The following is a 7610-nucleotide window of genomic DNA, read 5'->3' as shown; positions in this document are numbered from 1 at the left end:
AAATTCACGTTCCATTTCAGCTATTTTGAGCTGTTGTTTGAGTTTTTTATTTTCTTCGAGTAGAGCGTTTAGATCAGGTGAATACTGTTTTGTACCTGCTAAAGTTCCAGCCTTTGCTTTGGTATTCTAATTTGAAAGAGTTTGCATTGAAATGCTAAATTGTCTAGCTGTTTCCGAGACATTGCCTTGATTGGCTTCAATTAATTTGATGGCTTCAGCTTTAAATTCTGTGGTGTAAGTCTTGTGTTTCTTGCTCATGGTAAACTCCTGATGAATGTGTTTAGTTTACCAAGTTAAAACCTCCTGTTTTTTCAGCACACATCAGATGAACCGAACGATTAAAGAAGCTACTGTCAAACGGTTCCATTACGACGATCGCACTCAGCTATGTATTCACCTTGCTGATTTTATTGCTGCATACAACTTTGGCTGCAGACTCAAGACACTCAGTGGCCTGACTCCCTACGAGTTCATCTGCAAACAGTGGACAGATGAACCTGAATTTTTTAAGATTGATCCGATCCATCAAATGCCGGGACTAAACAGATGTACAATTTACTTTTTCGGGTACACGTTTAGGTCCCGTAAGGCTGTGGACAAGTATAAAAGAGTTTATGTAAATTTCTCTCCGGCAGTCAGTAATGATGCACTTAAAGCAATGCGACAGACTATTCGGAAATGGGTGGAGTTTCAAAAAATATGCTAGTTAATTCTGTTAATAGAGAAATTGAAAAGAAGTAAATTAAATTGACTAAATTTTTAATGCTTTATAAGATTTAAATTATGGTTAGCATACTTTTTGAAACACCACTGTATACTTTTTAATAAAAAATTAGTACCCTATTGTTAATGATAAATTAAGTAAAAAAGATAATGTATGAAAATACGATTTTTTGTTCTCTTTACCTCTATTTTAGCGGGTACATCGGCATTTATGTATGCAGCGAATCAGCAATCGACTCAGCTTAATGTGAGCATTATCATTAAAGAAACCTGTAATATTACGACCGCAAACAGTTCAGATCTTGATTTTGGAAGCATTAATCGTGCCTCAACAGGATCCAATCAGAGTAGCCATTTAGCAGTCAATTGCACACAGGGAACACCTTATAGTATTGCATTACAAAGCCAACGCGAAATGACGAATGTCGCTTTAAATAACACTAAAATCCCTTACACCCTCTATCAGGATGCCAATCGTACAACGCTCTGGGGTGCAGATACTCAAAATGCATACAGCAATACGGGCACTGGAAACACACAAAAAATTCCCGTTTGGGGACAAGTTAACCAAGCAAATACCAATGTTCCTGCAGGTCAATATACCGACAAAGTAACTGCTGTGATTACCTATTAATAGGTTAGAGTCACAGTAATGGTATCCTGATATTCTCCTGCTGGTACAGCAGTTGCACTTGGCCCAGCCTTTCCATAAATAGGAATAGTTTGTGTGCCATTGTTGCCCATTCCCTGTGATGTGCCACTATTGTTCCAAAGCTGGCTGTACTGAGCATCACGATATAATTCATAGGCAATATAGTCCGCACCTTTACGCATACGACGCGTCGTACCATCGTAGTTCATTCCCTGATCTAAATTCACTTTCCAAGACGTATTCAAAGGACAGGACAACGCTACCGCTGTCGAACTGGTCACTGCCTGAGATAAATCATTCATTTGACCAAAATTCAGATCATATGCAGAAATCAAATTACAGCTGTTTTCATAATTTGTCGTTACGCTCAAACTGTTACCACTTTGATTGCTTGACTGAGATGCCAATACATCTTCTGTACTTGGCTGCTTGTCCTGACTAAAGGCATATAATAGATTGACTTGTATATCATTATTATTGTGATAACTTCCAGCTGTTACATTTTGCCCCGCATAGACATGACCATAAATAGTTAGATCAAAAACTTTCTGGTTTTCATTCGCGGTAAAATTTTTATAAATACATTTTAACGTCGATAAATTGGCTTGCGTATCGATTCGTTGTGTTAAAGCGGGATCATAATACAAATCATAAGTGAGATAAGAATGCGGCCAAGAAGAATATGAAACCATTTGTCGACGATTACTGGATAAACCTAAACCATCCAAGGTCGCATAAGGACACAAAGACACATTGACCGTTTTAGTATGGCCATATTGGTTACAAGTCACTTGCCAATTGGTATAGCTGGTTTTCCCTTTACTTGAGACTGAACCGAAATTCAAAGCTGGGCCTGACAGCCAGCACGAACCAGATGCTTGCACCGATGAACTGGCACCCATTAGAACAAAAGGTAACATTAGGACAAAAATCCAATACGCCATCAGCAACCATGAACGTCGTACATGGTGAACATTCATCATTATTTGCACGTTAAATTCCCCAAGTCTAGAAAACCATATTGCGCTGAAAAATCAGGCAAGTCCATACGGCACACCTGCCCCATTTGCTCGACAAAAACTGTTGACGCAGCTGGATTTTCTAAATAAATCATACCATCCCGCCCAACAATCGTATGTTCAACATTCTCTAAATGAGGTGCAGTTTGCTGAACCCACACTCGGCTTCCCATTTTTAAAGGCTGATTCTGCTCGTCGACCGCAGCCCATTGTACCGAACGCATTTTATACACTGGAAAATTCAGATATACGCCACTAGCACTATAGGGGACTGCATCTATCTGTGTTGACTCAATTTTATATTCCAGCGGTAAATCCAACGTATCTATAGAGACCACATTATGCTGATATGGATTCAGGGAGTCGATTAATAACAAGCCCTTGCGATTGGTTTTACCCACGAGACGATTTTCCAGCCGCACGGGAATATCTGCCACACCTTCTGTAGACACCACGGCAAATGAGTTCAGTGATTGACGCATGGCAAAAAGATTGCGGTTCATCATCACCAGACTGCCACGTGCTGACCCAATGACAGTACTATAATCTTCATCGTTAATCTTAGCATTCTGAAAACCCAGATCCCATTGTCCCACTGAGGTTTCCCGCTGCAACTGTCCCTGTAAGCTATAATTGCTTGGATCACTATATTCAATGTTGCTTTGCCAGCCCCAATCCGCTTGATTTTGCAAAGCTGTTTTACGCACACTTGCCGACACTTTATTACGCTCTGTATTTTTTTGGGCATTCATGGCGGCATTGGTCTGACGGTCTAATGGAATATTCAATGACATAAAAAAAGTATTACTTTTTTCATTTAAATCACGGGTCATATTTAAGGTTAAATAGTTTTTAGAAGGAAAATAATAAGACCAATTAAAGATCAAATATTCATTATCAATGCCCTGATATTGCTGCGCTGCATAACTGCTACCAAATTGACCAAGAGGCGTATTCACTCCCAAGAAAACATGATCAGAGCGGTCAATATAGGCATAGCCCAAACGACTTGCCAAATCACCAAAATTACCGTCACTTTGCTGATGATGCATAGAAAAGTTGATCAAGCGGTTATTCCACTCATAACCTGCTGAAAAAGCCTGCCCTGCCTGCTGGTTTAATTCGCTATAACTATAAGAGCCATTCAGCACCCCTAAAGCGTTTGGCAAGCGGTGTACAATACCGAATCCTGCTAAAGCCACATTATTTGAATATTCAGTATGGCTTTCCAAAGTCGTGTCATTGCTGAGACCATGCCGGAAAGTGGCATTCATTAAAAGATCATGCCCATAGCTAAATGACTTGACCGCATAATTCAGTTTATTCACTCCTAGACTCACGTCCCAGTCGGATAAACCTTGCTGCAATAACTGTGAAGTACCAAATAAGGAAAAATTGACAACCCGTTGCTGCCCATTCAAATCAGTAATTAATAACTGCGCTGTTCCTGCACCTGTAATTGACGGTGCGGTCTGAATATTAAACTGCCCCGGAAGTACTTCACTGCTGCTTTGCTGAATACCATTAATTAATAAATCTACCGTTGATGGCAATAGTACTGAATCTTTAAATGAGGCTAGCGGTGAAGTCACTTGGTATGGCTGTAAATTATAGTTTTTAGCAAGTTTAATGCCTGAAATTCGTGTCGAACGGCTCCAATCTAAAGCACGCGACTGACTATCACCCAACGTTAATGTCAGCGCCCGATTGGCAAAATCCTTTTGCCAATAAGTATCTAAAATCTGGCTATTCAGTTCTTCCGATATGTTTGACTTAGTATAAGCATGGTTGGCAGAAATACTCAAAACACTGCCTGCCCCAAAACCAAAAAGACGTAGCTCATTCCAACCACTTAAAGACCAAGCATCTTCCGTCGCTTGGGCATAAAAATCGTAATTGAAAAGCACACCTGGCTTAATCTGTTGGGCATTCACTTTAGCGGCCTCTATCGGAATAAATCCTGCAACGGTATTGTTTTGCAAAAGAGAGACGGCTACATCCAGATGGATACTTTGCGCAGCGGCATTGTAATCGTAGTTCAAACCAGAAATTTGAGACAAACTGATAAAACCTGCGTGCTGAGGAGCATCAGGTATGCCAACTTTTAATTGCAGTTCTTGTAGGGTCGTTCGTGAAATCAGTAAATCATGCGGTGTTTGAATAAAGTGCCCAAAAGTTGAGCTAGATGCCTGATTCAACACAATACTTAAATACAGCTCCTGCTGCTCAATACCATCATCCTCTAAACTGACGGTTTCGCCGGCAATAACCAAAGTACTGGATAAACAATACGTACACAGCAATGCTTGAAATAATGGGCCACAGTAAGCGAACTTTTTTATCATTAATACTTATTGAATGGGAAGCAGCTGTGCTAAACCATCACTATTGATTCTGGCTTCAAACTTGCCATTTGGGAGTATTTTTTTAGACTCGGGAATATCCCAACGCATGCTCTGACCAGCAAGCGCATAGCCTACTAAGCCATTGATTAACGGTATTCTTTCACCATTTGGATTGATATAGGTTAATTCACTGATCCGAATATGGCTTTTCGCATTGTTCTTTACAATCAGCTGCTGAGCCTGATATTGAAAATTCACTTGATTTAACAGGGTTAAACCATTGCGCATAGCAATACTATCAGTAGGCTTGATAAAAACTGGAATAGAATACTGTAATAATAACTGCAAGCCAGTTTGTGCATCGGCTTGTCCTGAACTTGGCAGTTCATCAATCAATAAGCGATAAGTCTGTTCTACCGCTGTATTTTGTGGCGCAATACGAATAATTCGGATCAGCTGTTGCTCACCCGCTTTAATTTCTGTAATCGATGGGCTAGCAACCAAGTCTCGTGTAGTATTTACTTGATCCTGACCTGCAACTTGCGACCAGATCAACACGCGAGTTTGTGCCCGAATAGGTCGCTCACTGGTATTGGTCAGCCATATTTCTTTGGCTTTTTCCTGCGGGGAGAATGCAACAGAAATTGGAGCAACTTGTAGACTGGCTGCCAAAGTGCTGAGCGAATAAAGTGAAACGATAGAAGCACAAATGAATTGTCTCAATTTGTTCATATTCTACGTCACTCTATTCGTACAGCTCTAATCAATTAGTAAGTTACAGTTGCAACCACTGTATCCACATAAGTACCAGCTTCAACGTTAGTATTGCCCGCTAATTTAGCATAGACAGGGATTGCTTGATCTTTACCATTACCTGTTTTTGATAATAAATTGTCAGCATCCCACTCAGTTGTACGGGTAGAGTCCTGATACAATTTATATGGAACTGTTGAAGATGTATTTGTGTTACTCATTTCACCTGTACCAGCTAAAGCAATTTTATAAGGTGTGTTTAAAGTACAAGTAACATTTAACTGACCTTTTGCATTGCTTGCAGATTTAGTAGAACGATCAACAGAAGCAAATTCTACGTTTTGAGATGCAGTAAACTCACATGATTCATTTACTGTAAGTTTAACTTCAAATTGAGTAGACTTAGTGACTTCCGCATGCGCTACAGTAAAAAGAGAAGAAAAACCTAAAACCGCCGAAACAATGACTTTTTTCATGAAATGCCCCATACAATGTGAATGATTACACACTAAATAAAAATATGGCGTGGATTATAGCCTATTTTTTGATCTTGTAAAGAACTTTAATAAAAAATAAGTACAAATTTCACCCAAATATTTTCCTCGTTTTTTCACATGTCTTTGTTGCAAAAAGTCTTTGATGGCATTTTCCCCATTTCCAATTGGTTCTATCTAAAGTCAGTTGCACTTGGTCGAATGAAAACATATTGAAAATCAACTGAGAAATTTGACGATAATCAAAATACTGACCTGCAAAGAAGCGCTGCATACGTCGATAAAATGATTGTGGTAAGCACTTGATGGGCAAGGCTTTAGATGCAGAAGAAAGATTACATGTTTGCTTTAAAATAATCACAAGCATGATGAGCGCAAAGCACTTTAAATGTGACTTGTTCCATTTTAGAGATTTGTTTAAGATAAGATATAACTCATTGAGATGTATCATAGTATTCGTCGTTAGAAAACAATTATTGTGACATTATTTCAATGAGTTATCTATTTTTGTCGTGTACAGAGAAAGTAAGGGATAAATTCACTACAATTATGGGCAATGAAATTGAAAAATTACAAACATTAAGAATGCCTGATTATCATGGCTCATTGGCTTATATCAATAAATTTGAAAACTGCACTGTAGTTGGGTTACCACATCCTTCTAGTGGTCGTGGAATTACAAATGAGTATATTGAATTCTGTGGATCTGAATTAAATCCTATTATTTCTCAGTTTAAAAAAGATCGCGGTATTGCATAAAATTTATGAAAAAAGTCCATCTCACCCAAGCAGATATAACAACCTTTGCTGTACACGCCATTGTTAATTCAGCAAACAAATCATTGCTTGGTGGAAGTGGGCTTGATTATGTCATTCATAAGAAAGCAGGGCCATTGATGAAAGCTGAATGTATCAAGCTGAATCAAGAAAAAGGTGGGTGTCCAACAGGTCAAGCGGAGGTAACTACCGCTGGTAATTTACCTGCAAAATATCTAATTCATGCAGTTGGTCCGAGATGGTTTAATGGTGAGCGTAATGAGCCACAGTTACTTTGTGATGCTTATAGTAATGCGCTTTTTAAGGCAAATGCACTTCATGCATCTACTGTTTCTTTTCCCAATATTAGTACAGGTGTGTATGGTTTTCCTCGACAATTAGCTTCTGAGATTGCCATAGGCACAATCTTATCTTTATTACATAAATACGAGTATGTCGAAGAGGTATTCTTTATTTGTCGTGAAGAAGAAAACTTTATAATTTATAAAAATATTTTGTTAAATATTGAGGATCCAAATATTCAAATCATAATTTCTTAGTTTAAATCAATGTTGAGCTAATCAAACTCATTTATAAGCAAGCTCTTGAAGTTCAGCTTTATGCTGATTAATAACTGGTTTAGCACTGTGCATCACAACACGTTTTGTTGCTTCATCATTGCTAAATTGAATTGGTAATACTTGACCTGAAACCTTTTGGCGATTTGAAACTTGATCAAGGGTAAGCGTCCGCTGAACACACCTTATGAATTCATCCTATAAGCCTTAATTTAGTCCCCACTTAAAAACAAGTGGGGACTAAAATTTATGACTACAAATCACCAGACATCCATCGCATCTCTTGCGAA

Annotated in this window: 8 protein-coding genes and 3 pseudogenes; 4 read left to right on the top strand and 7 right to left on the bottom strand. The window is 38.7% G+C overall.

Annotated features, from left to right (window positions below; genetic code table 11):
- A pseudogene (locus FTT84_RS17960) lies at nt 1-258 on the bottom strand (transposase); the annotation flags it as partial.
- Nucleotides 259-322: 64 nt separating this feature from the next.
- Here FTT84_RS17960 and FTT84_RS16055 point away from each other — a divergent pair.
- Nucleotides 323-544: pseudogene (locus tag FTT84_RS16055) on the top strand (IS481 family transposase); the annotation flags it as partial.
- Between the two features lie 333 nt (nt 545-877).
- Nucleotides 878-1357 (top strand): spore coat U domain-containing protein, encoded by a 480-nt coding sequence (locus FTT84_RS16050; RefSeq protein ID WP_180081830.1) that lies wholly within the window; start codon nt 878-880, stop codon nt 1355-1357.
- On the opposite strand, the gene FTT84_RS16045 is transcribed toward FTT84_RS16050, so the two are convergent.
- From FTT84_RS16045 to FTT84_RS16025, 5 genes and pseudogenes are all read right to left on the bottom strand, one after another.
- The gene (locus tag FTT84_RS16045; RefSeq protein WP_180081828.1) at nt 1354-2358 is read right to left on the bottom strand and encodes a spore coat U domain-containing protein; all 1005 of its coding nucleotides are present in this window, start codon (nt 2356-2358) and stop codon (nt 1354-1356) included. The two genes, FTT84_RS16050 and FTT84_RS16045, sit on opposite strands and share 4 nt — an antisense overlap.
- A complete protein-coding gene (locus tag FTT84_RS16040) occupies nt 2358-4739 on the bottom strand; it encodes a fimbria/pilus outer membrane usher protein (protein WP_180081827.1) in 2382 nt (793 codons plus the stop codon). Before FTT84_RS16040 ends, FTT84_RS16045 begins: the two co-directional genes overlap by 1 nt.
- Before the next feature lie 6 nt (nt 4740-4745).
- Nucleotides 4746-5471: a molecular chaperone gene (locus FTT84_RS16035; RefSeq protein WP_180081825.1), complete on the bottom strand. Its 726-nt coding sequence runs from the start codon at nt 5469-5471 to the stop codon at nt 4746-4748.
- Between the two features lie 35 nt (nt 5472-5506).
- Complete coding sequence (locus FTT84_RS16030) at nt 5507-5968, bottom strand: spore coat U domain-containing protein (protein ID WP_257223434.1); 462 nt, start codon at nt 5966-5968, stop codon at nt 5507-5509.
- Nucleotides 5969-6137: 169 nt separating this feature from the next.
- A pseudogene (locus FTT84_RS16025) lies at nt 6138-6437 on the bottom strand (IS4 family transposase); the annotation flags it as partial.
- A 41-nt stretch (nt 6438-6478) separates the two neighbouring features.
- Between FTT84_RS16025 and FTT84_RS16020 the strand changes: the two are divergent.
- Entirely contained in the window at nt 6479-6745 is a 267-nt protein-coding gene (locus FTT84_RS16020; RefSeq protein WP_257223433.1) for a hypothetical protein, read from the top strand.
- 5 nt (nt 6746-6750) lie between these two features.
- Entirely contained in the window at nt 6751-7302 is a 552-nt protein-coding gene (locus FTT84_RS16015; RefSeq protein WP_114238013.1) for a macro domain-containing protein, read from the top strand.
- Nucleotides 7303-7329: 27 nt separating this feature from the next.
- Here the strand turns inward: FTT84_RS16015 and FTT84_RS18295 are convergent, their stop codons facing one another.
- Nucleotides 7330-7509, bottom strand: a complete 180-nt coding sequence (locus FTT84_RS18295) for a hypothetical protein (RefSeq protein WP_373685045.1) — start codon at nt 7507-7509, stop codon at nt 7330-7332.
- Nucleotides 7510-7610 lie beyond the last annotated feature (101 nt).

The sequence above is a fragment of the Acinetobacter sp. YH01019 genome, from assembly GCF_013420285.1.
GTDB classification, from domain to species: Bacteria; Pseudomonadota; Gammaproteobacteria; order Pseudomonadales; family Moraxellaceae; genus Acinetobacter; species Acinetobacter gandensis.
Note: the sequence above shows the minus strand (reverse complement) of the source record. Positions and strands in the feature narration are given on the sequence as shown.